Source organism: Micromonospora sp. NPDC005413, assembly GCF_040606435.1.
GTDB lineage: Bacteria > Actinomycetota > Actinomycetes > Mycobacteriales > Micromonosporaceae > Micromonospora.
The window spans coordinates 104,576-127,770 of record NZ_JBEXEV010000011.1 but is presented as its reverse complement, the minus strand read 5'-3'; the positions used below and the strand labels follow the sequence as shown (position 1 = coordinate 127,770).

The following is a 23,195-nucleotide window of genomic DNA, read 5'->3' as shown; positions in this document are numbered from 1 at the left end:
GTCCGTCACCGAGCAGCCAGCTTCGCTGATCACAGGAGTCATTGAGCGACGGCGAGATCAATCCGTTGCGCCCGGTTGACGGAGGTGGACGTGCAGGGTGACGAGTCGGCACGGAAGGGCAAGCAGACGGAGGCCGTCGAGCGGGAGGCCGCCAAACAGCGACTCCTCGCGCAGGCCGACGCGGAACGCGTACCGGTGGAGGACACGACCCGCGCGGTCCCGGACCGGCGGTGGCGACGTGACCAGCGATGACCTTCCCATCGGCCGCCGCGTAGCCCGCTGGCGGGTGCGGCGGCAGATGACGCAGCAGATGCTGGCCGACCGGCTGCGCAGGTCGAAGTCCTGGGTGGACAAGATCGAGCGGGGCGCCCGCACCCTGGACCGGTACTCGGTGATCCAGGAGCTTGCCCACGTCCTGCGCATCGACCCGGAGGTGTTGCTCGGCCAGAGCCGGAGCACCCCCGCCGGCACGCGGGATGGGGTGGATGACATCCGCGCCGCTCTCGCCCGCTACGACACTCCACAAGCCCCAGCCCAGACGCGGGAAGAGCTGAGACGGCAGGTCGGGCACGCCTGGTTGACCTACCAGCACGCGCACTACGGGCAGTTGGTGCGGGTGCTGCCGGGTCTGCTCGACGCCGCCCAGGGCGCGCAGTCGGCGGAGCTGCTGGTGCAGGCGTACCGGATCACCTCGTCCATGCTGGTGAAGCTCGGCGAAGCGGACCTCGGGTGGCTGGCCGCCGACCGGGCGATGGCCGCCGCTGGCGACGACCAGATCCTCGCGGCGACGGCGGCAGTGTCGGTCGGGCAGGCGCTACGCGCGCAGGACCGAGACCGCTTGGCCCTGGCCGCGCTGCTCCCCGCCGCCAACCGCGTCCTTCCATCCTCAACCCGCTCCGGTGATCAAGAGGTTTGCGGCGCTTTTGGAGATCAAACCGCCCGCAAACCTCTTGATCACGAAGGTCAGGGCGATCACCGGGAGTGGGCCGTGGGCGGAACGCTGCTGGTGCAGGCCGCACTGGCCGCCGCCGGCTGCGGCGAGCACCGCCGCGCCGACGAGTTGATCGACCGGGCCGCGGGGATCGCCGCCCGCCTGAGGGGGTACGACGACACACACCGCACCAGCTTCGGGCCGGTCGCCGTCGAGTTGGCGCGGGTGCTGGTGGCGGCCTCGCGGGGTGACGCCGCCGACGCGGTGCAGCGGCACGTGATCGTGATCCGGCGGGAGGCGTGGCGGCGATTGCCGGCCGAGTATCGGGGCGCGTACCTGGTCGACGTCGCACGGGCGTACCTCCAGGTGGGTGACCTGCGCGGGGCTGCACGCGCCCTCGTCGACGCGGACAGTGTCGCGCCGGCCGAGGTTCGGTGCCGGCCGTTGGCGCGTACCGTGATCGCCGATGTTGCCCGGGGCCACCCGGCACCGGCCGGCGTGGCGCGACTGGCGACGCTCGTCGGCCTCACCCGCTGACCCGCCTGAGGACACCGCCCGACCGGTTCCCCTGGCCGGCCGCAGCAGGCCGAGCGGACAGCGATCGGTAACCAAGCTTGCGAAACCAGTCTCAGCCGTTGCCCGCTCGGGTCGATGCGGCGCCCATGGCCCGTAGGTGTGCCAGCCCTTGCGCCCAGGACTGAATGAGGGCCGTTTCGTGGTAGGCGATGTCGTGTTCCGCGCAGAACTGGCGGATCAGTGGCTGGGCGTGGCGCAGGTTGGGTCGGGGCATGCTGGGAAAGAGGTGGTGTTCGATCTGGTAGTTGAGCCCACCGAGTAGTGCGTCGAGGAGCGGGCCGCCGCGCACGTTGCGGGAGGTGAGGACCTGCCGGCGTAGGTAGTCGAGATCGTTGGCCTCGGTGAGGATGGGCATGCCTTTGTGGTTCGGGGCGAAGGAGCTGCCCAGGTAGAGGCCGAAGAGGGCCTGGTTGACCAGGATGAACACGATCGCCTGCGGGACGCTCAGGACCAGGAACACGGCCGTGAGGTAGCCGGCGAAATGCAGGATGAGCAGGCCGGCCTCCGTTCGTCGGCGCCTGAGTCCGCCGCGGCTGACGACGGCCCGGACGCTGGCGGCGTGCAGGTGTAGACCTTCCGCCAGCAGCAGCGGAAAGAACAGTGCCGCCTGGTGCCGGACGAACAGCGCCCGCAGGCCGCGCTGCGCCGCGGCCTGACTCGGGGTGAAGGACAGCGGAGCCACCACGATGTCGGGGTCGCGGCCTTCGGTGTTCGGATGCGCGTGGTGGCGGTTGTGCTTGTCGACCCACCACCCGTAACTGATCCCGGTCACCAGGTTGGCGCAGACCAGGCCGACCACGTCGTTCGCCCGGCGGGAGCGGAAAATCTGCCGATGCCCCGCGTCGTGACCGAGAAACGCCAACTGCCCGAGGAGCACCGCGACGCCGGCTGCGGTAGCCATCTGCCACCACGACGAGCCGAGCCGCACGAACACCACGCCCATCACTACGAGACAACCCAGCACCACCGTCACCCGCGCCGCGTAGCGACGGGGTCGTCGGTCGAGAAGACCCGCGTTTCGGACCAGGCGGGACAGGTCGGCGTACTCACTACCCCGGTCGCTGCGGGCGCCCAGATCCGTGTCACTCAACGTCGCCACTCCTTGTCAGCCACGCCGATCAGCTCGCCGGCTCCGCGGTCAGCCATGACCAGCACTCGCGCAAGTCGTCCGTGGTCCGACAGGGATCGAACAAGCAAACCGCCGCTGATATCCCAGTCTTCCTCACAGCCGTGTCTCTGGACGAGGAAACCGCAGCTCACGACGACTGATACGCGAGCAATGCTCGCCCTCACGTAAGTCTGCCGAATTGGCTGCGGGCTTCGTCCGCCGAGTCCGACAATCAGCACTATGCGGCCACGTTGGATTCAGGGGGTAGTCATGGCACGCAAGAGTAAGTCCACCGCGAGGCAAGCACTCATCCTCGCCTTCGCGGCCGGGACGCTGACCGGAGCGGCGGGCATGCTCACGCTGCGACGTTCCCGGCAGGATGGCGACCTCCCGACAGGTGATGTCGCGGGGCAGCTCGACGAGAGCGTCGCTCCGTCGCTCGGCGGGCGTTTTGACGCCTCGCCTCAGGGGCCTGTGAGCACGCCCGCGGCGCAGCACGGCTGACCCGGGCAGCGTCTGGGGCCACTGCGGTGTGCGAGAGAGATGAGAGTACTGATGCCAGAACGACCTAGCGGCAACCCCGGCGCCGCGTCTGCTGACACGCCGGTCGCAGAGTTGGTGCAGCGCGCCACCGAGCAGATCACCCGCCTGGTACGCGACGAGCTGACGATGGCACGGGCGGAGATGACCGCCAAGGGCAAACGCGCGGGCGTCGGCGCGGGACTGCTCGGCGGCGGCGCAATACTCGGCATTTTCGCCGGCGGGACCGCCGTCGCCACGGTCGTGGTGGCCCTGGCCGCGATCATGCCCGACGCTGTGGCCACCCTGATCGTCACGGTGATCCTGGCCATCGCCGCCGCCATTGCCGCCCAACGCGGTAAGAAGCAGGTCAGCAAGGCCATGCCCGCCACGCCCGCAGCCACCATGGACAGTGTGCGAGCCGACGCCGAGACGATTCGTGGTGCAGCGGGTCGGAGGCAGCCATGAGCACGCCATCCGGAAGCAGCGACCAGACCCGGCGGGACATTCAGCAGACCCGCGCGGAACTCGGCGAGACCGTAGCCGCACTGACCGCCAAGACCGACGTCAAAACCCGTACACGCACCAAAGCCACTACCGCCGTCGGCGGACTCCGACGGCGGGTCACCGAGGCCGGGCAGTCGGCAAAGACCAGAGCGACGCAGCTCGCCCGCACGGTGAGCCAGAAGGCCTCCCAACGTGCCACGTCGTTCGAGCAGAAATCACAGCACACCATCGGCGCGGTAACAGGCTCGGCGAAAGCCGGCGCGCAGACCGCCGGCAAGGCGGAGTCGTCCCTGGTCACCTCCGCTCGCGCCATGACCACCAAGATCGGCAGCTCGGTGCGCACGAAACCCTTACCGGTCCTCGCCGTCACCGGCACCGCCGCCACCCTGGCGGTCATCACCTACCGACGCCGCCGGTCCCGATAACGTTCGGTGGAGTGCGGGTGGGTGACCTGCGCGGCACCGCACGGGCGCTTGTGGACGTGGACAGCGTCGCGCCGGCCGAGATTCGGTGCCGGCCGTCGGCGCGTACCGTGATCGCCGAAGTTGCCCGGGGTCACCCGGCGCCGGCCGGCGTCGCGCGACTGGCGACGCTCGTCGGCCTCACCCGCTGATCGCGAAGCGAGCAGGCCGCCAGGTCATGGCGCACCTGGGGCAGGGTTCTCACACGGTCGCTACGCGATCTTGAAGAGACGATCAGCGGGCTCGACGACGGCAGCCAGCACCGCGCCGGGCACGAACGTCGGGTCATCCGCGCGAACCGTGTCTGCCTCGAACGTGGCGAACCCGGGCCCGCTGATACGCAGGTGGAGTTCCAGCCCGGGATCCTCTCCGCCCAGATGGTTGGCGACCGCGAGAATCTCCGCCGTCGCGGCGACACCAGCGGCGGACAGCCGACGTGCGTCACGGCGCGAACGGTTGACCACCCGCCAGCCGAAGACGCCGAAACCAACGCCGACGAACGTCGCCAGTACGCCACCGGCGAGCAGGCCCCAGAAGTCTGCGGGCGGTCGCGGTGGGTCCAGCGTCACGGCGGCGACGAGCAGGACCGGTCCGGGCAGGCAGATGGCCAGGAACACCAGTCGGCACAGTGTCGCGCCGATCGGACCGATGGGCGTTTCCGCCTCGCGGGGGACACTCGTCACCCCTCGCACTCTAGGTGTGCCGCGCCCGAGGCGCACCGAGCGGGATGACGTGCGGCCGGAAGAGTCAGGCGTCAATGGGCCGGGCGGCGGCCAGCAGGGCGAGGGCGGCCTGCTTGGCGTGCTGGCCGGCGCTGGCACTGTCGTAGTGCGCGGCGATCAGAGTTGCACCCTCGACCAGGAGCAACAGTTGTCGCCCCACCGTGTCCGGGTCGGCTGCGCCTGCGCGCCGGGCGATTGCGGTCAGGAGGTCGAGGCGGCGGTCCAGGTGACGCGCGGTGATGCCCAGGACGGGCTGGGCCTGGTGTTGGGCTGCGGCGTTGTGCATGGCGCAGCCACGGAAGGTCGGCTCCTCGTACCACCGCTGAAGCTCGTCGAACACGGCGGCGAGCTGGTCGCGGGGATCCTCCCCGGCGGCGGCCGCGGCTGTGGCGATCCAGGACGTCACCCGGTCGCTGCGCGCCTCCAGCACCGCTCGGATCAGGCCGTCCTTGTTGCCGAAGTGCCGGTAGAGAGTCTCCTTGGACACGCCGATGCGGGAGCACAGTTCGGCGACGCCGATGCCGTCGAGCCCCCGCTCGTACAGCAGCGGGGAGGCCGCGTCGATGATGCCCGAGCGGGTGCGCTCCGGGTCGATCGTTGATCCCTTGGGAACTGGCACGGGACAGATGGTACCGGGCGGTTCCTTCTAACTGCTAGCATCTCCCGAGTTCGTACTGATCGGTTCGATCATTGGGAGGGCTGATGACGTCGACCGCGCCCACCGGGTTGTGGCCGGCCCTGCGGCTCGCCCTGGGCACCGCGTCCGCTCTCGGCTTCGCACGCTTCGCCTACGGGCTGCTGTTGCCGGCGATGCGCGACGACCTGAACTGGACGCTGGCAGCCGCCGGTGCGATGAGCGCGGCCAACGGCTTCGGCTATCTGCTCGGCGCACTGCTGACACGCGGGCTGGTACGCCGCCTGGGTGCGGCCACCGCGTTCCGCGTTGCCATGGCGCTGACCGCCGCGTCGCTGGCCGTAACCGCTGTCAGCGGCGACTACCTGACACTGGTGGTCCTCCGTGCGCTGTCCGGGGCCACCGGCGCGGTGGTGTTCATCGTGGGCGGGGTGCTCGCGTCCCGCCTCGCGGCAGCCGCCGCGTCAGCCACCCCCATCACGGTGTACTTCGCCGGCACAGGGCTGGGCATCGTGCTCAGCGGCGTGGCCGTACCCCTGCTCGGCGAGCACTGGCGGCTGGCCTGGGTGGCTCTGGGCGCCGCTGCCGCGCTGGCGACGGCGGTCAGCTGGACCGCACCCGGCAGCGAAGCCGAAGCGCCCGCGACCGGCCGGGCACGGCTCCGGCCGCTGCTGGCACCCGCCCTGGCCTACCTGCTGTTCGCCGCCGGCTACATCACCTACATCACATTCCTCTCCGCCTATCTGACCGACCACGGCACCTCCGTCGGGCAGGTCGTCCTCACCTGGGCCGTACTCGGCACCGCGGTCGCGGCGGCACCGGCGGTGTGGAGCCGTCCGATCGCCCGGTGGCCCGGCAACCGGGCGCTGGCCACCCTCCTCGCCGTTCTGAGCGGCGGCGCGGCGCTGATGCTGGTGTCGTCCGCGACACCTGTCGTTCTGACCTCCGCGCTCCTGTACGGCGCGACCTTCATGGGCGTGCCGGCCGCAGTCACCGCCCTCATCAGGACCCACACACCGGCCGTCGACTGGACCGCCACGCTCGCCCTCTTCACCGCGGTCTTCGCCGCCGGTCAGACGGCCGGTCCATGGCTCGCCGGCCTGGTCGCCGACCACACCTCCACCACGGCCACCCTCGCCTGGACCGCTGTCCTGGGCACCGTTGCCGCACTGATCGCCCTCGTCGGGCCCCGACCCGGGCGATCCCTCACCACTCCCGACCAACCGAAGGAGCAGGATCATGACGAACTTCGTACTCGTCCCCGGAATGTGCCACGGTGGATGGTGCTTCGAGGACCTCACCCGACGGTTACGCGGCCTCGGACACAGCGTCCACCCGCTGACGTTGACCGGTCTGAGTGAACGCAGGCACCTGCTCCAGGGCACGGTGAACCTCGAGACGCACATCCAGGACGTGGTGGCCGCTCTCGACGTCGAGGACCTGCGGGACACCGTGCTTGTCGGGCACAGCTACGGCGGGATGGTGATCACCGGGGCTGCGGACCGCGCACCCGACCGGGTCGACTCCCTGGTCTACCTGGACGCCGTGGTGCCCGCCGACGGCGACTCCTGCTGGTCCCTGGTGTCGGACCAGGAGCGGAGCTGGTACCTGGACGTGGACGAGACCGGCTACGCGTCCCGGCCTCTGCCGTTCTTCGACCCCCGGGCGACGCCCCACCCGATCGCCTCGCTGCTCCAGCCACTGCGACTCACCGGCGATCTGGGGCACCTCAGGCGTCGGGACTACGTGTACGCCGCAGGCTGGGCCGACCAGTCCCCGTTCACCGCGACCTACGAGAGGCTGAGCGCGGACCCTGGCTGGACCACCCACGCCCTACCCGGGGGACACAACCTCATGCGCGACACGCCGGACGAGCTGGCGACGATTCTGCTCGACGTTGCCGCCTCCCGCTGAGCAGTTCAGCCGCCACCGCTTCCACGCCCAGGGCAATTCCACAGTGGACCAGGCGCCACATACGTGCACTGGCCGAGCTGGACGGCTCCCGTGCCCTCAGGCGCGACTGGCGACGCTGGTCGGCCTCACCCGCTGACGACACGCGGGCAGGCCGCCAGGTCTGGAGGTAGGCGCTGGTTGTTGCGGGTCATGACGGTGTTGACGGCTCGATGAGTTCTGCGTGGTTCGCTGCGGCCCATCGTGCCAATTGTGCGAGTGGGCCGTTGGCGAACGATTCACCCAGAGGCGACAGCTGATAGACGGCCATGCGACGTCCCGGCATCCCTTCGTCGTCGCTCTGTCTGATGATCAGTCCCCGCGTCCGTAGGCGTTGCAGCGCCTGCGTCAGGACTTTGTCGCTGATGCCCGCGATGCGTCCCATGAGGTCGTTGCGTCTCATGGGTCCGGCGCGCAGCGCTGACAGGACCACCGGATCCCAGGTGTGGTTGATGAGCTCGACTGCCGCGCGGACATGACAGTCCGACACGAACGTCTGGCAGGTCCCGTCGATCATCCTGCCAGTTTCGCAAAGATTCCCTACCAAGTGGTAGGAGCAGACCTCCTAGCGTTCTTCACGTCATCCCACAGATGAAGGAGATCGCTGTGAACGTAGGAATCCTGGGAACCGGCAACCTTGCCATGACACTCGGCCGAGCATGGGCGGCAGCTGGCCACTCGATCGTGGTGACGGGGCGCAACCCGGGGAACGTCACTCGGGTCGCTAACCAGATCGGCGGCGCAGCCGAAGCGGTCGGACCCGCCGACTTCCCAGCACGGGTCGACCTGGTCGTGGTCGCGGTCGCGTGGGAAGGCATGGAGGAAGCTCTTTCCCTCGTCGGTGGCGCTGATGGCGCACTGAGCGGGGTGACGGTGATCGACTGCACCAACGCCGTTGACTTTGTCACCGGGAAGCTGAAGCCGATGTCGGGCTCGGCGGCAGAGCTTGTCGCTCGCGTTGCGCAGGGCGCTCACGTAGTGAAGGCATTTCACCTGTTCGCTGGAGCCTCCTGGCCCTATGCGGGACCGGCTGAATCGGCGCCGGTCGTGGCGATGTGCGGGGACCAGCCGGAAGCGCTCGAACGCGCCGAGGCGCTGGCTGCTGATCTTGGCGCGCGGACTGCGGTGGTCGGTGGGTTGGCCAGTGCGCGTCAGCTGGAGGAGACCGCGGGATTCGTCATGCGTGTCGTGGCGGCCGGGTGGAACCCTCGGCTCGCCGTCCCCGATGTGGATCCGGCGTTGCTGAACGCGGGATCGGCCACGGTCGACTGACTGACAGCTGGTGCTGCAACGGGGCTCAGGTGCGGAGCGCGAGGGCTCGCAGGGCGATGTCGACCGAGGCCTGGAGATCGTCACAGCTCGCGCCGGCAGCGGCGTGGACGGCGTGACCCTCGGTGAGAGCCATCACGAATCGTGCCAGCGCCCGGGTATCCATGCCGTCCGGGAGGTCGCCCTCCTTCGCCGCGCGAGACAGCCGCTCTTCCACAGCGGTCTCGGTGGCGGCCCGGCCAGCGGCCAGGATCTTGGAGACGCGGGCGTTCTCCGGGGAGCAGGCCAGGCCTCCCTGGATGGAGAGGCAGCCCGCGGGGTGATCGGTGGCGGTGAGGCCGTGGGCGCTGCTGCGCAGGAAAGCTTCGATGGCGGCGTACGCGGTGGGTTGTTCGAGTGCGGCGCGAGCGCGGGCCACCTGGGTTTCGTGGTAGCGGGCGAAGGCGCGCTGGAACAGCTGCTCCTTGCTGCCGAACGTGGCGTACAGGCTCGGCCGGTTGATGCCCATGGCGCTGGTGAGGGCACTCAGGGAGGCACCCTCGTAGCCGTGTCGCCAGAAGACCTCGGCGGCCAGGTCGAGGACGGTCTCCTCGTCGAAGGCCCGAGGTCGCCCGATGCTGGGCGTCTCACTGCTCATGGCCCCAGTCTACCGCTCGGTACAGATCGTGATCCTGCTCACCAACCGATCAGTACAAAAACTGCTACGGTCTGGGCAACCGAGCGGTACAAAAAGAGCAGGAGAAACGAATGACCATCACGCTGATCACCGGTGGGAACAAGGGCATCGGTTTCGAGACAGCCAAACAGCTTCTCGAACTGGGCCACCATGTCTACATCGGCGCCCGCGACGTCGAACGAGGCGAGAAAGCCGCGGCCGAGTTGGGCGCACGGTTCGTGCAGCTCGACGTCACCGACGACGCATCGGTGAACGACGCGCTGGCGGCTATCGACTCGGCGGAGGGTCGACTCGACGTCCTGGTGAACAACGCGGGCATCCTCGGGGCCGGCCCCATCGACGGGCCAACCGCCCTGCGCGTGTTCGACACCAACGCGGTGGGGGTCGTCCGAGTCACCGAGGCGGCACTGCCCCTGCTGCGCAAGTCGTCGAACCCGACGGTGGTCAACCTCTCCAGCAGCCTTGGATCCTTCTGGGCGGTCAACAATCCCGAGCGGCCGGAGTTCAATCTGCCGTTGGCGCTCTACGCGGCGTCCAAGTCGGCAGCCACCATGCTCACCGTCCAGTACGCCAAGGCCCATCCGGGCATCAAGTTCAACGCACTCGAGCCCGGCGCCACCGCCACCGACATGACCGCCGCCTTCGGCATCGGAAGGTCAGTGGTGGAGAGCGCCAAGACCGTCGTACGCCTGGCCACGCTCGGCGCCGATGGCCCGTCCGGGACCCTCAGCGACGAACACGGGGAATTGAGCTGGTAGGCGCTGGATCAGCCCTGCCGACCGACCCTGGTGATGAGTTCTCGCGCCCACACCCGTCATACCTACGTCAGGACACGACGAGGCGGAAGGATGACGTGATGAGTGCGGACACACGGCTGGAGGAGTGGGGCGTGAGCGGGCTGGGCGAGGTCGACGAGCCGGCGTTCTCAGCACTGGCGGGGCGGCACCGGCGGGAGTTGCACGTGCACTGCTACCGGATGCTCGGGTCGTTCGAGGATGCCGAGGACACCGTGCAGGAGACGTTCCTCCGGGCCTGGCGGCGGCGGGAGACCTTCGAGGGGCGGTCGACGTTCCGGGCCTGGCTGTACCGGATCGCCACCAACGCCTGCCTGGACCTGCTCGCCAAGCGCCGCCCGGAGCCGGCGACCGGCGGCGAGGTGCTGTGGCTGCAGCCCTACCCGGACCGGCTGCTCGACGAGCTGCCCGCAGGCGACGCGGACGAGCCGGAGGCCGTCGCCGTCGCGCGGGAGACGATCGAGCTGGCGTACCTGGTCGCAGTCCAGCACCTCGCGCCGCGCCCGCGGGCCGCGCTGATCCTGCGGGACGTGCTCGGCTGGCCGGCGAAGGACGTCGCGGAGCTCCTCGGGGACTCCGTCAACTCGGTGAACAGCGCGCTGCAGCGGGCCCGCGCCGGCATGCGGGAGCACCTGCCCGCCGAGCGGCAGGACTGGAACGGCGACGAGGAGGACGCCGGGACGCGCGAGCTGGTGCGCCGCTTCACCGAGGCCAGCGTCGCCACGGACACCGGCCGGATAGCCACGATGCTGCGCGACGACGTCCGCTGCTCGATGCCGCCCACGCCGGGCCTGCACGTCGGCCGCGACGCGGTGGTGAAGGACTGGGTGGAGAGCGGCTTCGAGGGCCTGGGGCGTCTGCGCACCGTCCTCACCTCCGTGAACCGGCAGCCCGCCGTCGCGTTCTACCTCTGGCAGGAGCGGGAGGGCGCGTACCTGCCGCTGACGATCGACGTCCTGCGCGTCACCGGCGGGGCGATCGCCGAGATCGTCATCTTCCACAACGACCAGTTCCCGCGGCTCGGGCTGCCGGAGCGCCTGCCCGCGGACGGCACGGAGTAGTGCCCGTGTGGACGCTCGCAGTCGCCGATGATGGAGGAACGCCATGAACAGCATGAACGACACCGGGGTCGCCGCCGGCCCCGCACCGGGCCAGACCAGCCACACCCGCCGGTTCCGCCGGCTCGCTCTCACCGGCTTGATCGCCACGCTCGCGGCGATGGTGGCGACCACCCTCGCCGCCGCGCTCGCCCAGGCAGTTGGCGTCGACTTCGAGGTCCCCGATGGTGGCGAGACGATCCCGTTGGCCGGGTTCGCCGTGGTGACCGGCGTCTTCTCGGTCGTGGGCATCGTCATCGCCGTCGCTCTTCTGCGCTGGAGTGCTCGCCCCGCCGAGCGATTCGTGTGGACGGCGGTGTCGCTGACCGCGATCTCGTTGGTCCCGCCCCTCCTCGTCGGGGCGAACACCGCCACCGCCACCGCCCTCCTCGGGCTGCACCTCGTCCCCGCGGCGGTGATGATCCCCACCCTGGCGCGGAGCCTCCGCACCCGGACCGATTGACGGGTGCGGGGGCGTGCTGGCCTCAGTACGGCAGGTCGATGCCCTGGCTGCGGGCGAACTCGCGGTGGGCGGTGACGACCGTGTCGATGAAGTAGGCGGCCACCTCGTCGGCCCGCAGCACCTGGGTCGTTTCGACCTTGAAGTTCTCGTCGCAATAGTGTTCGGCGGAGCTGACGCGGGGCTGCGCCACGAGAGCGTCCCGGAGGAAATCCTCGGGCTCGTCCCCAGTGTCGACGATGAACTTCACGCCGTCGCCAAAGCTCAACTCCCAGTGCAGCCCGTCGTCAGTGCCGACCCAGAGTTGCCGGCAGAGCGCGGCGCTGCTCTGGGCGAAAGCCTCCCGCATCACGCTGTCGTCGGAGCAGATCGCCGGCAGGACGCTCGGGGTGCGGCTGATGGCCGCGGCGACCGGGGGGAAGTCGGCGAGTCGGTCCACGCGGTAGAAGAAGTAGCCCGGGTCGCCGGTGGGGTCCTCGGACTCGACGCCCGGCACCGCGTACGCGGGTAGTTCAGATGTCATCGGTTCGTGGTCCTTCGTGGTGAACGCGTCGGGGGCCGGGCTGGCGGCCCGGCCCCCGACGGACCCGGTCAGCTCACCGGGAAGTGGATGGTGAAGGGGATGTTGTTCTTCTTCAGACAATCGAGCACAAGATCTGATGGGCCGAGTGAGTTATACCCACCATGTGGCATGAAGTGCCAGTGGGCTCCCCTGATCTTTGTGTTTCGGAACTGCGGGTTAATCTTGTTGTCCTCCAGGATCTTTTCCTGCTTGGCCGGGTCGGAATACCACTTGTCCTCATCGCACTGAATGAGGTTGTGGCGGTCGTGTTCGGTCGGGACGCCGGTCTTGACCTCGTGGAGGACCCAGCCTTCAGGGGTGTGCTCGCCATAGTCGACCGACCGGCCGCTGGGCTCGAACTGCCCTGGCTCGCCGGCCTGCCTCAACCAGAGCTGGGGCCGGCCGCGAGTGGTGTCCTGACGGTATCCCATGAGGTCGTCGACGAAGATGTTCTGACCGTCGTTACGGCCCGTGGCCCATCTGACGTTGGGGCCGGGAACGTGCAGATTCTGTCCGTTGGATCCCACCGCCTTGAGCGCGAAGTGGATCTTCTGGAGGTCGGTGCGCTCACCACTGAGTAGCCGATTGAAGTTGCTCTTGCTGATTCTGCCGGCGGCGGCGGGTGCCAGACCCTCCGGTTCGACGAGGGCTGCCCAGACCTCCGGCATGATGAGCTCGTACGTGAGCTCCTTGACGGTGTCGGGGATCTTGTCGTACTTGGCGATGAACCGGGCCGCCGGCGTCAGGCGGTGGGTGTATTTGAGGACGAACTTCGAGACCTTGGCGGGGATCGCGACCGCGTCACCGACGTAGGGGACGACGCCGAGGATGCTGAGACCCGCGCTGACCCACTCGCCGTGGATGAGCGCGGCGATCGTGTCGCGGATGTCGGCGAGCCCGCCGAGGATCCAGCCGACGACCGGGATGACGCTCAGCCCGCCGCCACACAGGTTCCCGGCGAGCCACGCCATCGAGTCCTTCTCGGCGAAGTCGCCGGCGAACATGCCGAGCAGGAAGTCGGAAACGTACGTCCACTTGCTGATCTGCTCGTCGAATCGGCCAGGGTCGAGACCCTGGGAGTCGGCGTTGGCGACCTCGTAGTCGTCGCGTAGACCGTCCCCGTCGGTGTCCTGCACACGCGGGTTGATCGAGAGGTCGTCCTCGGTGAAGTCCGAGAGCCCGTCGCCGTCGGTGTCGACGTTGGCGGGATCGGTGAGGCCGTCCTCCTCCACAAGGTCCGGCAGGCCGTCACCGTCGGTGTCGGTGTCCGTGGGGGCGGGGACGATCGGCGGAACGTCGCCGGGTGTCGGCGGAGCGCGTGGCTGGTCGGCCACGAGCGGATTGCTGCCCTGAGCCACCTCGGCACCGTCAGTGGCACCGTCGCCGTCGGTGTCCGGGTCGGTGGGCGACGTGCCGAGCCGCTGCTCGTCGAGGTTGGTGAGCCCATCGCCGTCGACGTCCTCCGCGCCGTCGACGACCGCGTCCTGATCGGTGTCGACCGCGTTGGGCCGGGTCCAGCCAGCCAACTCGGTGATCTCGAACTTGTCGGTCAAGCCGTCACCGTCAGAGTCGACCAGCAGCGGGCTGGACCCGAACCGCAGCTCCACCACATCGACGACCCCGTCGCCATCGTGGTCGCCGTCGTAGGTGATGCCCAGCCGGGTCAACACGCGGAAACCGTCGTCCCAGGCTTTCGACGCGTGGACCGTCGCCGGCTCCGGATTGGCCTTGGCCAGCATCGTGTCGGCCTTGGCCAGGCTGGCCTTGGCCGCGTTCAGGTCCGCGAACGCCCCGGCCAGCCCAGCTGGTGCGGGCGCGGGCGGCGGACTGGCCCGGAACGGCCCGATCGTCGCCTCGGCATCCTGGATCGCGGCGTCGGCCAGCAGGCGCAACCCGGACAGGGTGTCCACCAGCGCGACCACATGTGCCTGCTCGGCCTCGCCGTTGGGCGGGCTGGCACCGGAGAGCCGACTCTTGAGAAACGACTCCAGATGTTGGAGGTTGTCGAACACCGTCGCACCGTCGACGGCGCCCTTGAGTCGGGCGCCGTCGAAATACCGGCTCTCGACGTCCGCCAGCACCGGGGCGATCCGCCTGTCTCCCAGCCCGCCCTCCACGTACGGCCGGAGGGCCTGGAGGGACTCGCGGATGTAGACCTTGGCGTCGCTGGTGTATTTGGCGGTGGGGATCTTGGCGACCTCCACCTCCCACAGGCGTTTCTCCCCTGCCGACGCCGGAGCGCCGACGAGCGCCACCTGTGCGGCGACCAGTGCCGCAACCACAGCGGCAAGTTTTGAGCGCAATCGTCTTCTGTGTCTCACCGACACCTCCGTCTACGCGTTCCGAACAAAGATCTAGCTACAATATCGACCCACATCTCTGCCAAAGGTCCCGCCGGAATTAGTCGCCTATGCACGTACGCCGATATGTATGGCGGGTTAAAGTGACATCCGCTGCCGCTCGATCATTCGAAGAACTTGATGCTGAATCCCGTGTCGGCCGTCGGGCCGGGCACGTTGGCGCGGCGGTAGGCGGTGTTGCCCCACCAGCAGAAGGTGCCGGTGTACCAGTACCGGTTCGCCCAGGAGTACGGGGTGCCCTTGGGTACGGCGTGGAACATCAGCGGGAACCTCGGCCCGGCGGGTGGGCTCGTGGCGATGTCGCCGTTGAGCAGCACGAAGCTGTGATGGCCAGGCCCGTTCACGTTCAGGGTGGGATCCCAGCCGGCCATCATGGTGGCTCGGTTCGAGCCGAACAGGCAGCCGTTGGACTTGTACCAGTCCCACACGTACGTCGGGTCGCCACCGGCTCGCAGCCGCAGGTCGGCGAGGCAGTACTGGTCACTCCAACTGCCGTTGGCGGAGTAGACGATGTGGAGCTGACCGTTCGGGTCCTTGATCGCCTCGGGGGACTCGTTGATGTACGGGTTGCCGACGACGCGCTCCCAGCTCTCCCTTGGTTGGGAGATGACGTACCGGTTGCCGGTCGGGGTGAGCGGATCGCTCATCCGGCTGAGGTAGATGTTCTGTTCGACGTTGGTGTCGCCGGCCCATCCCGACCAGACGAACCACCGCTGCCCGTTGAAGGTGAACAAGCTGCCGTCGATGGCCCACTTGCCACCGGGCAGCGCGAGCTGCCTCTCGGCCGTGTAGCCGCTGGCCGGCGACGCCGAGTTGATCGCGTACATGCGGTGAGCGGTGCCGCGCCCGGCCGAGAAGTAGATGTAGTAGCGGCCGCCATCGGTGACGATCTCCGGAGCCCAGACCTCACCGAGGTTGCGGCTGTCCGTCCACACCTGTTGCGCGGGTGCGGCGGCCAGCGCGTCGGTTGACGCTGCCTGCCGGACGGCGATCCCGCCGTTGAGCGACTGGACCGAGATGTAGGTGCCGCCGACGCGGATCACGCTCGGATCGGCGGCCCGCAGACTGGTCTGTCCGGCTGCCGCCGGACCGGCGCCGGCAGCGGACAGGCCGGTGGCGAGCACGGCGGCCAGCGTGATGGAGAGGAGTCGCGGAAAAGTTCGGTTACCGACGTTCACGATCGGGATTCCTCTCCTCGAAATGAGCTGGCCAATGGCCGGCCGCGGCCGGAGTGACAGCAATCGACATCGATAGATTAGGGCACTGGAGGCTCGGTGCCGGCCGCATGGCGCATGCCGTGAACGCAGATTGATGGCCACCGCTCAGGCATACTGGCTGACGCGGATCGACGGTCGCACGTCGGCGACTCACGGGGGAGAGCGTTGCCGAATGATCGTGTTCCCGACCGGCAACCCGGGTGATCCGAAAGGCCGACGACTGACCGTCAACCGACGCCGCCTGCTCAGCGGCGGTTCCATCGTCGCCGCATCGCTGCTGGGCCAGGTCCTCGTCGGTAGCTCCGCACCGGCGGCGGCGGGCACCCAACTATCGGTCGGGAAGGTCGACATCACCCCGCCGGTCGGCACCTACCTGGCCGGTTACGGCGCAGACGCCCCGCGCACGTCGACCGGGACCGCCGCCGCACTGTTCGCGCGGTGCACCGTCTGGTGGTACGCGGGCGTGCCGCACGTCATCGTCAGCGCCGACGTCCTCGGCTTCGCGCGCGGCCTGCACAGGTCGATCCGCAGCCGGGTGCTCGGAATCGGCCTGGCATCGGAGAACTTCGCGCTGACCGCCACCCACACGCACAACGGTCCCGTGCTCAGCGGCAAGCTGGATCCGTTCATCGCATACGCGATGAACCCCGCCCAGCAGGCACAGGTGCATGCCTACAGCGACCAGTTGGCCGCCCGGATCGTGCACCTGGTCCGCGACACGCTCCGAGGCCCGCGGACGCCCTGCACCCTCGACTACCAGGTCGTCGGCCAGCACTTCTCGTACAACCGGGAAAAGCTGCCGTACGTGGAGTCGGACGTCCCCATCCTCACCGCCCGTACGCCGGGCGGTGAGCCCCTGGCCGTGCTGTTCAGCTACGGGTGCCACCCGGTGACGGCCGGGTCACAGACCATGTTCGACCCGGACTACCCGGGGGACGCGGTCTCCCGGGTGGAGCAGACGACCGGCGCCTTCGCTCAGTTCCTCCTCGGAGCGGCCGGCGACCAGGACCCCGTCGGTACGCGGAGCTGGGCACAGCGGAGCCTGCGGGGCGGTGAACTCGCGCAGGCCGTCACGAGCGCGATGGCGCGGCCCGGCCGCCCGGTCGTCGGACCGACCGCGACCCACTACCGGGAAGTCAGCCTGCCGCTGGACGTGACACCGACCGCGGACAACCTTCGGCAGTTGTCCGCGGCCTACACCAAGCGCCTGACCAACGCTCGCCTACCGGGCTACTACCGGCGGCATGCGCAACAGATGATCTCGCAGGTCGAGACCGGTATCTTCGCGACGTCGATCCCCCTGCCCATTCAGTCCTGGAGATTCACCGGCAGCCCAGACCTCCGGATGCTGCTGGCCGGCGGCGAGATCGTGTCCGGCTACGCCGCCCACTTCCGGACGCGATACGGCACGTCGAGCCGGTTGCTGTTCGCCGGCTACGCCAACGAGGTGCCCGCGTACGTGCCCACCGACGAGGTGCTGCGCAGACCCTCGACGTATGCCGGCGGCATCGACAGCGACTTTCCGGGCATCGCCGGTGGCTCGATGACGGTCTACGGCTGGCTGGGGCATTTCAGGGGAAAGCCGACCGCAGCGTCTCCGGACGGAGTGGAGCAGATCCTCAGCACCGCGCTCGACGCGGCACTGACGACGCTGTAGCGGACCCCTCAATGGGGTGACGGCAGCAGACACGCGGACGGTCGGTCACGGCAGAATCTCGACGTACCCGTCGCTTCCGTGCACGCGGATCCGCTGCCCATCGACGATCAGCCGGGTGGCATCGACCACGCTGACGACAGCGGGCAGGCCGTACTCGCGTGCGATCACCGCGCCGTGTGTCATCAATCCTCCGACCTCCGTCACCAGGCCGCTGATGGCGACGAAGAGAGGCGTCCAGCTCGGGTCCGTGTGGGTGGTGACGAGGATGTCACCCGGTTCGAGATCAGCCTGGGCCATGTCCAGGATGACGCGGGCACGCCCTTCGATGGTCCCGGCAGAGACCGGCAGGCCGACCAGGGCGCCGGTCGGAACATCGTCGCGTCGGTACGCCCCGGTGATGGCCTCGCCGTCCGAGGTCAGCACCCGGGGCGGCGTGAGCGCCTGGTACGACCGGAACGCCTCCTTGCGCCGCTGGATGAGCTCGCCATCGACCTGGTTCGAGCGCACGACATCGTGAAGCTCCTGGAACGTGAGGTAGAAGATGTCCTCCTTCTCGGGGAGCACCTTGGCCCGCACGAGGCGCTCGGCCTCGTCGAGCAAGGCCTGCTTGTAGACGAAGTAGCGGCTGACGATGCCGTACTTCGGGTACTCCCGGTAGCCGATGAAGGTCCGGACCCGGTCGATCATCCGCTTGGTCTCGTCGGCCTTCTGCTCCCCGTCCGGCAGTGCCCGCAGGCGTTCGAGCACCTCCTGTTCCTTCTTCTGCGCCGCCTGCCGCCCCTCCTCGAAACGCCGCGCGGCGGCGCCCGGCTCGAAGAGTTTGATGTTGTCGAGGATCAGGGGCACGAGCGTGGTGGGGCGTTCGCGCCAACGCGGCCTCGTGATGTCGATCTCGCCGACGCAGCGCATGCCGTACCGGTCGAGGTAGGACTCGAAGGCGTCGCGCGCTTCGGTCCCGCCCGCGAACTTCGGCAACTCGTCCAGGAAGTCGTCGTCCTCGACGCCCTTGAGGAACGCGACCACCTCCGGATGCGGGCGGATCACGTCGGCGACGTCGAGCAGCGCCAGCCCCATCTCCGACGTGATGTTGCCGGGGGCCGACAGCGTGAGGGTGTCGGCCGCGTTCTTCTCGCCCAGCCATTCCCGCAGCTGGTCGTTGAGCCACCAGGTGGCCCCCATTCCCGCCATGATCGCCTGCATGCTCAACGGATCACCGAGGTTCCGCTTGTGCTCCTGGAATGCCTTCAGCAGGAAGTCGAACAGCGCCACTCCGCTCACCGTCGCGATGTCGCGCCGCAGGGCGTCGATGGAGGTGTGGCTGCGCACGATCAGCTCGGTGACGATGGCCGGATCGGTCTCGATCGGGGCGGGCGCGTCGCCGACCGCTGGCGCGCCGCCGACCGCCGGCCCGCCGGGACCGCCATCCGGGAGCGCCGCGATGAAGTCGGGGCGGTCGAGGACGGTCTCCAGCGCGTCCCTGATCAGCGGATCGGACCTTCCCACCATCTCCAGGAAGCCGGCGCGGCTCGTCGGCGATGCCAGCAGCCGGGTGGAGTCGACGAACAGCCTCCCGCCGGCCTCGTGCATCGGCGCCATGGCCGTCAGCTGCCACATGGATAGCCCCAGCGGCTTCATGGCGTCGGTCATCATCTGCTGGTGACCGACGGAGAGGTAGACGTGGTTCTCCCCGTCGCCGGCCGCGGGGATCGGGAACAGCGTGGTGATCGGCCGGCTCTGGACGATCTGGAAGTCATCGTCGACCAGGCACCATTCGATGTCCTGCGGGCGGCCGAAATGCGCTTCGATCCGTCGCCCGAGCTGGACGAGTCGTACGACCTGCGCGTCCGTCAGCGCCGGTTGCTCCTGCCGCTGCGGGTCGATCGTCACTTCCTGCGTCCCGCCAGCGGGCAGGGCGTGGATGGCACGCTGTTTGGCAGCGACCGTCCTGGCGATGACGACGCCGTCGCGCACCGTGAAGACGTCCGGGTTCACCAGGCCGGAGACCAGGGCCTCGCCGAGACCGAAGCTGGCATCCACGGTGGCGACCTTCCGGTTGCCGATGACAGGGTCGGCCGTGAACAGGATGCCGGCCGCATCCGGGAAGACCATCTGTTGCACGACCACCGCCATGTCGACCGTACGGTGGTCGATGCCGTTCCGCAGGCGGTAGGTCACAGCCCGCTCGGTGAACAACGACGCCCAGCACCGGCTGACGTGCTGGAGGATCGCCGCCGACCCCAGGACGTTCAGGTACGTGTCCTGCTGCCCCGCGAAGGAGGCCGTCGGCAGGTCCTCCGCCGTGGCGCTGGACCGCACGGCGTAGGCGGCCTGCTCGCCAAACTGGGCCAGTGCGCGGGTGATCGCCGCCGCCAGATCGCCCGGGATGGCAATCCCTTCGATGGTCCGGCGGATCTCCGCACTGAGCGCGCGGATCGTGTCCCGGTCATCCGGGCTCAGGCGCGACAGCTGATCGAGCCGATCGTCGATCGACGCCGCTTCCGCCATGATCCGCCGGAAGGCGGCCGTCGTCACGCAAAAACCAGCCGGTACGCGAATGCCGTCGATCCGCGACAGCCCGCCCAGGTGCGCGGCCTTGCCGCCGACGACCGCGATCTGCGTCTCGTCAACCTCTCGAAGATCCAACAGCGGTTCGAGGTCGCCGTGGTCCCCGTACATCGACAGCACACCCACGTCGTGCCCCCATTTACCTCGTTGGTGCTGGTCCGGCCGCCGATTCTGCGGCAAGACCCGGGTCTTGCCGCAAGCCCCCCAGTGCGCTATACGTTAGAAGTGGCAGGGAGTGGTATCTCCTTGCCTTTGCCACCGGCAGCGATGCCATCAGCGTCGCTCACCGGGGGAGCTGATGCGCATCCGCTATAGGATCTGTCGGTGGATGTGGTGGCTGCGTGCCGGGCCTTCGTGGCCGTCAGCGGCCACGGCAGCTTCACCTCGGGCGCCGCTGCGGCAGGCATTCCCCAATCGGTCGCCAGTCGTCGCATCGCCGCGTTGGAGGAACACTTCGGGTCCCGGCTGTTCGACCGTTCGTCGCGGGCGGTCAGGTTGACGCAGTTCGGGCGGGACATGCTGCCGACGGCGCGGCATCTCGTCGACCTTGCCGACGCCATGGCCCACGACGCCGAGCGGGCGCGGCTGAGCCCGCTCCGGATCGCCGTGCCGGACGTCTGCGCCGCTCACCGGCTCGCCATCCTGGTGGCCGAGGGGCGCCGACGCGGGCTTCACCTGGAGGTGCGACTGGCTGGGCCCGAAGAGCGGTCTCGGCTCTGTCGTACCCTCGAGACGCGGGCGAGCCTTGTCGCGGTGCCGGCCGCCACGGCGGCCTGGCGGGTTCCGCTCGGGCTGGCCGGCCGGGCACCCTTCCCGGCGCCTGCGGTGTCCCTGGAGAGCCTCCGAACCAGCCGATCCGGCGGCGGGCGGACCCGGCGCCGGATCCTGATCCAGCCGGAGGACGACGTGCCCCACCTGCGGGATCCGTTGACCCGAGTGGGTCATGCGGTCGGGCTGCAACCGGCTCAGGTGACCGTCACGCCAACCCTCGTCGACGCCGCGGCCGAGGCCCTCAGCTCTCCCGACCTGCTGCTCTGCTCGCGAGATCAGGCCGAGGAATTCGGACTGCACTGGTGCCCCCTCGCGGGACCTGCTCTGGAACGCGGCTACGACCTCGCGGCCGGGGTGCGGGAGGACGCCGAACAGCTCCGCGTGAACCTGCGGGCGGACATCGCCTGGTGCCTGGGGGTCCCGAACGCTCGCCGGACGTCGAACGATGGGACGTCATGACTGCCTCCGCCGTGGTGCGCAACGCCCGCAAGCTGTTGGACGAGGCGGGGCTGCACGGTTCGTTCCTCGTCCGCAACCTCGACTCGGGTGAGGAGATCGGCGTCGACACGGACGTCGAGCATCCAATCGCCTCGCTGGTGAAGGTGCCGCTGGCGGTCGCCGTCCTGGAGAGGGCCATCCGCGGTGAACTCGACCTGGCGATGCCGGTCGATGTCGTACCCGGCCGACTCACCACACCGGGACCGACCGGCCTGAGCCGTTTCCGCCACCCGGCCCGCATCGCCCTGGACGACCTGCTCTATCTGAGCACGTCGATCAGTGACGGCGTCGCCGCCGACGCCCTGTTCGACCTGACCCCACCCGCCATGGTCGCCGCCGAGCTGCGGCGACTCGGCATCGAGGGCATCGCGGTGCGGCACCGGATCAGCGACCTCACCGACACCCCCGCGGAACGACTCGGCCCCGATAACGCCCACCTGGCCCACACCCTCGCCATCGGCGCCGCGACCCCGGGACAGGGGCACCCGGTTGCCCAGCTCGACGTCAGCCGCGCCAACGCGGGTTCGGCGCGCGCCCTGGTCGACCTGCTGCACGCCATCTGGCGACCGTCGGCGATCCCACCGACAACCGCGACCCGGGTACGCGAGCTGATGGGCGACACCCTGCACCGGCAGCGACTCGCGCCGGACTTCACCTCCGACGCCTCGCGCTGGTCGTCGAAGACCGGCACCCTGCTGCACCTGCGGCACGAGGTTGGAGTCGTGGACCACATGGACGGGCAGTCGTACGCGGTGGCCGCGCTCACCGCCTCCCGCGTGCCCGCCGTGCAGCAACCCGGCAGCGAGGCGACGATGGCGCAGGTTGCCCGCACTTTGCACGACTACCTGCGAACGGGCGCCCTGCCCTGGTGGGACTAGGTGGTGCAACGCGGTGGCCAGCCGCTGATCACAGCTGAGCGACGACCACCTTGGTGGCCTGGGCGATGAGGGCGTCGTCGTAGGTGGCGTCCTTCTCGCCGCGGCTGGACAGCACGGCGAGGACGATCGGGGCGCGGTTGGGCGGCCAGACCACGGCGATGACGTTGCGGGTGCCGTACCCCGCCGCGCCGGTCCTGTCCCCGACGACCCAGCCGTCGGGAACCCCGGCGCGGACCAGGTTCCCACCCGTGGTGTTACCCCGCAACCAGCCGTGCAACAGGTCGCGGTCCGCGGGCTTCAGGACGCCCCCGACGGTGTACGCCCGGAGGTCGTCCGCCAGAGCGCGCGCGGTGCTGGTGTCCCGCTTGTCGCCCGGCGTTGCCTCGTTGAGTTCGGTCTCGTAGCGGGCCGCGTCGGTGACCGTGTCGCCGACCTCGCGCAGCTCCTTCTCGAACCGCTCCGGCCCTCCGAGGTGCTTCAGCAGCAGGTTGCCAGCGGTGTTGTCGCTGAAGCGCACGGCGGCGTCGGCGAGGGCGCGCAGGCTCATGCCCTCGGCGACGTGCTTCTCCGTGATCGGCGAGTTGGACACCAGGTCCGCCGCCGAGTACCGCACCACACGATCGAGTTCGGCGTCCGTGGTCTCGTCCAGCACCTCGGCGGCGGCCAATGCCTTGTACGTCGAGGCGTACGCGAACCGCTCGTCGGCTCGGTACTCCACCCTGCGGCCAGTGCCCGTGTCGACGGCGTAGATACCGAGCCGCGACCCGAACGCCTTTTCCAGCCGCTGGAACTCCTGCCGGGCGGGCGGCGAGTGAGTGACCGTCAACTCCGCGTCGGGCGTCCGCACCTCCGTTGCGTCAGCGGTGCCACACGCGCCCAACGGAACCAGGGTTGACACCGCAGCCACCGCGGCCGCCAGACGTCGCACAGAAACAGCCATCGTCGTTCCTCCTCGTGGATCGACCCGCACCGGAGGACACCGG

General features: G+C 69.2%; 25 protein-coding genes. 15 read left to right on the top strand and 10 right to left on the bottom strand.

The window, feature by feature from the left end; all coding sequences use genetic code 11:
* Positions 1-90 precede the first annotated feature (90 nt).
* Both ABZS37_RS15300 and ABZS37_RS15295 read left to right on the top strand, forming a co-directional pair.
* Positions 91-252, top strand: a complete 162-nt coding sequence (locus ABZS37_RS15300; RefSeq protein ID WP_355169276.1) for a hypothetical protein — start codon at positions 91-93, stop codon at positions 250-252.
* The gene (locus ABZS37_RS15295) at positions 239-1,468 is read left to right on the top strand and encodes a helix-turn-helix transcriptional regulator (RefSeq protein ID WP_355169274.1); all 1,230 of its coding nucleotides are present in this window, start codon (positions 239-241) and stop codon (positions 1,466-1,468) included. Before ABZS37_RS15300 ends, ABZS37_RS15295 begins: the two co-directional genes overlap by 14 nt.
* 91 nt (positions 1,469-1,559) lie before the next feature.
* On the opposite strand, the gene ABZS37_RS15290 is transcribed toward ABZS37_RS15295, so the two are convergent.
* Positions 1,560-2,606 (bottom strand): acyl-CoA desaturase, encoded by a 1,047-nt coding sequence (locus tag ABZS37_RS15290; protein ID WP_355169272.1) that lies wholly within the window; start codon positions 2,604-2,606, stop codon positions 1,560-1,562.
* A 279-nt stretch (positions 2,607-2,885) separates the two neighbouring features.
* Between ABZS37_RS15290 and ABZS37_RS15285 the strand changes: the two genes are divergently transcribed.
* From ABZS37_RS15285 to ABZS37_RS15270, 4 genes are read left to right on the top strand one after another with little or no spacing between them, the layout of a single operon-like run.
* A complete protein-coding gene (locus tag ABZS37_RS15285; protein ID WP_355169270.1) occupies positions 2,886-3,119 on the top strand; it encodes a hypothetical protein in 234 nt (77 codons plus the stop codon).
* Positions 3,120-3,170: 51 nt separating this feature from the next.
* Complete coding sequence (locus ABZS37_RS15280) at positions 3,171-3,602, top strand: phage holin family protein (protein WP_355169268.1); 432 nt, start codon at positions 3,171-3,173, stop codon at positions 3,600-3,602.
* On the top strand, positions 3,599-4,066 hold the full coding sequence (locus tag ABZS37_RS15275; RefSeq protein WP_355169266.1) for a DUF3618 domain-containing protein: 468 nt from the start codon (positions 3,599-3,601) through the stop codon (positions 4,064-4,066). The genes ABZS37_RS15280 and ABZS37_RS15275 overlap by 4 nt, the downstream gene beginning before the upstream one ends.
* 17 nt (positions 4,067-4,083) lie before the next feature.
* A complete protein-coding gene (locus ABZS37_RS15270) occupies positions 4,084-4,254 on the top strand; it encodes a hypothetical protein (protein WP_355169264.1) in 171 nt (56 codons plus the stop codon).
* Between the two features lie 60 nt (positions 4,255-4,314).
* On the opposite strand, the gene ABZS37_RS15265 is transcribed toward ABZS37_RS15270, so the two are convergent.
* Complete coding sequence (locus ABZS37_RS15265; protein WP_355169262.1) at positions 4,315-4,785, bottom strand: hypothetical protein; 471 nt, start codon at positions 4,783-4,785, stop codon at positions 4,315-4,317.
* A 64-nt stretch (positions 4,786-4,849) separates the two neighbouring features.
* Positions 4,850-5,443 carry a TetR/AcrR family transcriptional regulator gene (locus ABZS37_RS15260; protein ID WP_355169260.1) on the bottom strand — a complete coding sequence of 198 codons (594 nt, stop codon included), beginning with the start codon at positions 5,441-5,443 and terminating at the stop codon, positions 4,850-4,852.
* Between the two features lie 83 nt (positions 5,444-5,526).
* Here ABZS37_RS15260 and ABZS37_RS15255 point away from each other — a divergent pair, with 83 nt between their 5' ends.
* Complete coding sequence (locus ABZS37_RS15255; RefSeq protein ID WP_355169258.1) at positions 5,527-6,819, top strand: YbfB/YjiJ family MFS transporter; 1,293 nt, start codon at positions 5,527-5,529, stop codon at positions 6,817-6,819.
* On the top strand, positions 6,725-7,372 hold the full coding sequence (locus ABZS37_RS15250) for an alpha/beta hydrolase (RefSeq protein WP_355169376.1): 648 nt from the start codon (positions 6,725-6,727) through the stop codon (positions 7,370-7,372). The genes ABZS37_RS15255 and ABZS37_RS15250 overlap by 95 nt, the downstream gene beginning before the upstream one ends.
* 187 nt (positions 7,373-7,559) lie before the next feature.
* Here the strand turns inward: ABZS37_RS15250 and ABZS37_RS15245 are convergent, their stop codons facing one another.
* Positions 7,560-7,925 (bottom strand): helix-turn-helix domain-containing protein, encoded by a 366-nt coding sequence (locus ABZS37_RS15245; protein ID WP_355169256.1) that lies wholly within the window; start codon positions 7,923-7,925, stop codon positions 7,560-7,562.
* Between the two features lie 74 nt (positions 7,926-7,999).
* Between ABZS37_RS15245 and ABZS37_RS15240 the strand changes: the two genes are divergently transcribed.
* Positions 8,000-8,680 (top strand): NAD(P)-binding domain-containing protein, encoded by a 681-nt coding sequence (locus ABZS37_RS15240; protein ID WP_355169254.1) that lies wholly within the window; start codon positions 8,000-8,002, stop codon positions 8,678-8,680.
* 25 nt (positions 8,681-8,705) lie between these two features.
* On the opposite strand, the gene ABZS37_RS15235 is transcribed toward ABZS37_RS15240, so the two are convergent.
* Positions 8,706-9,314, bottom strand: coding sequence for a TetR/AcrR family transcriptional regulator (locus tag ABZS37_RS15235; RefSeq protein ID WP_355169252.1), 609 nt, complete (start codon positions 9,312-9,314; stop codon positions 8,706-8,708).
* Positions 9,315-9,424: 110 nt separating this feature from the next.
* Here ABZS37_RS15235 and ABZS37_RS15230 point away from each other — a divergent pair, with 110 nt between their 5' ends.
* From ABZS37_RS15230 to ABZS37_RS15220, 3 genes are all read left to right on the top strand, one after another.
* Positions 9,425-10,111, top strand: coding sequence for an SDR family NAD(P)-dependent oxidoreductase (locus tag ABZS37_RS15230; RefSeq protein WP_355169250.1), 687 nt, complete (start codon positions 9,425-9,427; stop codon positions 10,109-10,111).
* 98 nt (positions 10,112-10,209) lie between these two features.
* Complete coding sequence (locus ABZS37_RS15225; protein WP_355169248.1) at positions 10,210-11,208, top strand: RNA polymerase subunit sigma-70; 999 nt, start codon at positions 10,210-10,212, stop codon at positions 11,206-11,208.
* Between the two features lie 43 nt (positions 11,209-11,251).
* Positions 11,252-11,707, top strand: a complete 456-nt coding sequence (locus tag ABZS37_RS15220) for a DUF6069 family protein (RefSeq protein ID WP_355169246.1) — start codon at positions 11,252-11,254, stop codon at positions 11,705-11,707.
* Between the two features lie 22 nt (positions 11,708-11,729).
* On the opposite strand, the gene ABZS37_RS15215 is transcribed toward ABZS37_RS15220, so the two are convergent.
* The 3 genes from ABZS37_RS15215 to ABZS37_RS15205 form a co-directional block, all read right to left on the bottom strand.
* Positions 11,730-12,227 (bottom strand): hypothetical protein, encoded by a 498-nt coding sequence (locus ABZS37_RS15215; RefSeq protein WP_355169244.1) that lies wholly within the window; start codon positions 12,225-12,227, stop codon positions 11,730-11,732.
* 68 nt (positions 12,228-12,295) lie between these two features.
* Positions 12,296-14,548, bottom strand: coding sequence for a hypothetical protein (locus ABZS37_RS15210; protein ID WP_355169242.1), 2,253 nt, complete (start codon positions 14,546-14,548; stop codon positions 12,296-12,298).
* Between the two features lie 182 nt (positions 14,549-14,730).
* Positions 14,731-15,804, bottom strand: coding sequence for a glycoside hydrolase family 43 protein (locus tag ABZS37_RS15205; protein ID WP_355169240.1), 1,074 nt, complete (start codon positions 15,802-15,804; stop codon positions 14,731-14,733).
* 211 nt (positions 15,805-16,015) lie between these two features.
* Between ABZS37_RS15205 and ABZS37_RS15200 the strand changes: the two genes are divergently transcribed.
* Entirely contained in the window at positions 16,016-17,500 is a 1,485-nt protein-coding gene (locus ABZS37_RS15200; protein WP_355169238.1) for a hypothetical protein, read from the top strand.
* Positions 17,501-17,545: 45 nt separating this feature from the next.
* Here the strand turns inward: ABZS37_RS15200 and rph are convergent, their stop codons facing one another.
* Positions 17,546-20,176, bottom strand: coding sequence for a rifamycin-inactivating phosphotransferase (rph, locus tag ABZS37_RS15195; protein ID WP_355169374.1), 2,631 nt, complete (start codon positions 20,174-20,176; stop codon positions 17,546-17,548).
* A gap of 213 nt (positions 20,177-20,389) precedes the next feature.
* Here rph and ABZS37_RS15190 point away from each other — a divergent pair, with 213 nt between their 5' ends.
* Together ABZS37_RS15190 and ABZS37_RS15185 are read left to right on the top strand one after the other, a co-directional pair.
* The gene (locus ABZS37_RS15190; RefSeq protein ID WP_355169236.1) at positions 20,390-21,295 is read left to right on the top strand and encodes a LysR family transcriptional regulator; all 906 of its coding nucleotides are present in this window, start codon (positions 20,390-20,392) and stop codon (positions 21,293-21,295) included.
* Positions 21,292-22,212: a serine hydrolase gene (locus ABZS37_RS15185; RefSeq protein WP_355169234.1), complete on the top strand. Its 921-nt coding sequence runs from the start codon at positions 21,292-21,294 to the stop codon at positions 22,210-22,212. Before ABZS37_RS15190 ends, ABZS37_RS15185 begins: the two co-directional genes overlap by 4 nt.
* Positions 22,213-22,240: 28 nt before the next feature.
* On the opposite strand, the gene bla is transcribed toward ABZS37_RS15185, so the two are convergent.
* Positions 22,241-23,152, bottom strand: a complete 912-nt coding sequence (gene bla / locus ABZS37_RS15180) for a class A beta-lactamase (protein WP_355169232.1) — start codon at positions 23,150-23,152, stop codon at positions 22,241-22,243.
* Positions 23,153-23,195 lie beyond the last annotated feature (43 nt).

Bases quoted from the DNA above. Each gene is read 5' to 3' on its own strand.
- ABZS37_RS15285 (WP_355169270.1), top strand. From the start codon at position 2,886: ATGGCACGCAAGAGTAAGTCCACCGCGAGGCAAGCACTCATCCTCGCC.
- ABZS37_RS15280 (WP_355169268.1), top strand. From the start codon at position 3,171: ATGCCAGAACGACCTAGCGGCAACCCCGGCGCCGCGTCTGCTGACACG.
- ABZS37_RS15275 (WP_355169266.1), top strand. From the start codon at position 3,599: ATGAGCACGCCATCCGGAAGCAGCGACCAGACCCGGCGGGACATTCAG.
- ABZS37_RS15255 (WP_355169258.1), top strand. From the start codon at position 5,527: ATGACGTCGACCGCGCCCACCGGGTTGTGGCCGGCCCTGCGGCTCGCC.
- ABZS37_RS15250 (WP_355169376.1), top strand. From the start codon at position 6,725: ATGTGCCACGGTGGATGGTGCTTCGAGGACCTCACCCGACGGTTACGC.
- ABZS37_RS15245 (WP_355169256.1), bottom strand. From the start codon at position 7,925: ATGATCGACGGGACCTGCCAGACGTTCGTGTCGGACTGTCATGTCCGC.
- ABZS37_RS15240 (WP_355169254.1), top strand. From the start codon at position 8,000: ATGAAGGAGATCGCTGTGAACGTAGGAATCCTGGGAACCGGCAACCTT.
- ABZS37_RS15235 (WP_355169252.1), bottom strand. From the start codon at position 9,314: ATGAGCAGTGAGACGCCCAGCATCGGGCGACCTCGGGCCTTCGACGAG.
- ABZS37_RS15230 (WP_355169250.1), top strand. From the start codon at position 9,425: ATGACCATCACGCTGATCACCGGTGGGAACAAGGGCATCGGTTTCGAG.
- ABZS37_RS15225 (WP_355169248.1), top strand. From the start codon at position 10,210: ATGAGTGCGGACACACGGCTGGAGGAGTGGGGCGTGAGCGGGCTGGGC.
- ABZS37_RS15220 (WP_355169246.1), top strand. From the start codon at position 11,252: ATGAACAGCATGAACGACACCGGGGTCGCCGCCGGCCCCGCACCGGGC.
- ABZS37_RS15215 (WP_355169244.1), bottom strand. From the start codon at position 12,227: ATGACATCTGAACTACCCGCGTACGCGGTGCCGGGCGTCGAGTCCGAG.
- ABZS37_RS15200 (WP_355169238.1), top strand. From the start codon at position 16,016: ATGATCGTGTTCCCGACCGGCAACCCGGGTGATCCGAAAGGCCGACGA.
- rph (WP_355169374.1), bottom strand. From the start codon at position 20,176: ATGTACGGGGACCACGGCGACCTCGAACCGCTGTTGGATCTTCGAGAG.
- ABZS37_RS15185 (WP_355169234.1), top strand. From the start codon at position 21,292: ATGACTGCCTCCGCCGTGGTGCGCAACGCCCGCAAGCTGTTGGACGAG.
- bla (WP_355169232.1), bottom strand. From the start codon at position 23,152: ATGGCTGTTTCTGTGCGACGTCTGGCGGCCGCGGTGGCTGCGGTGTCA.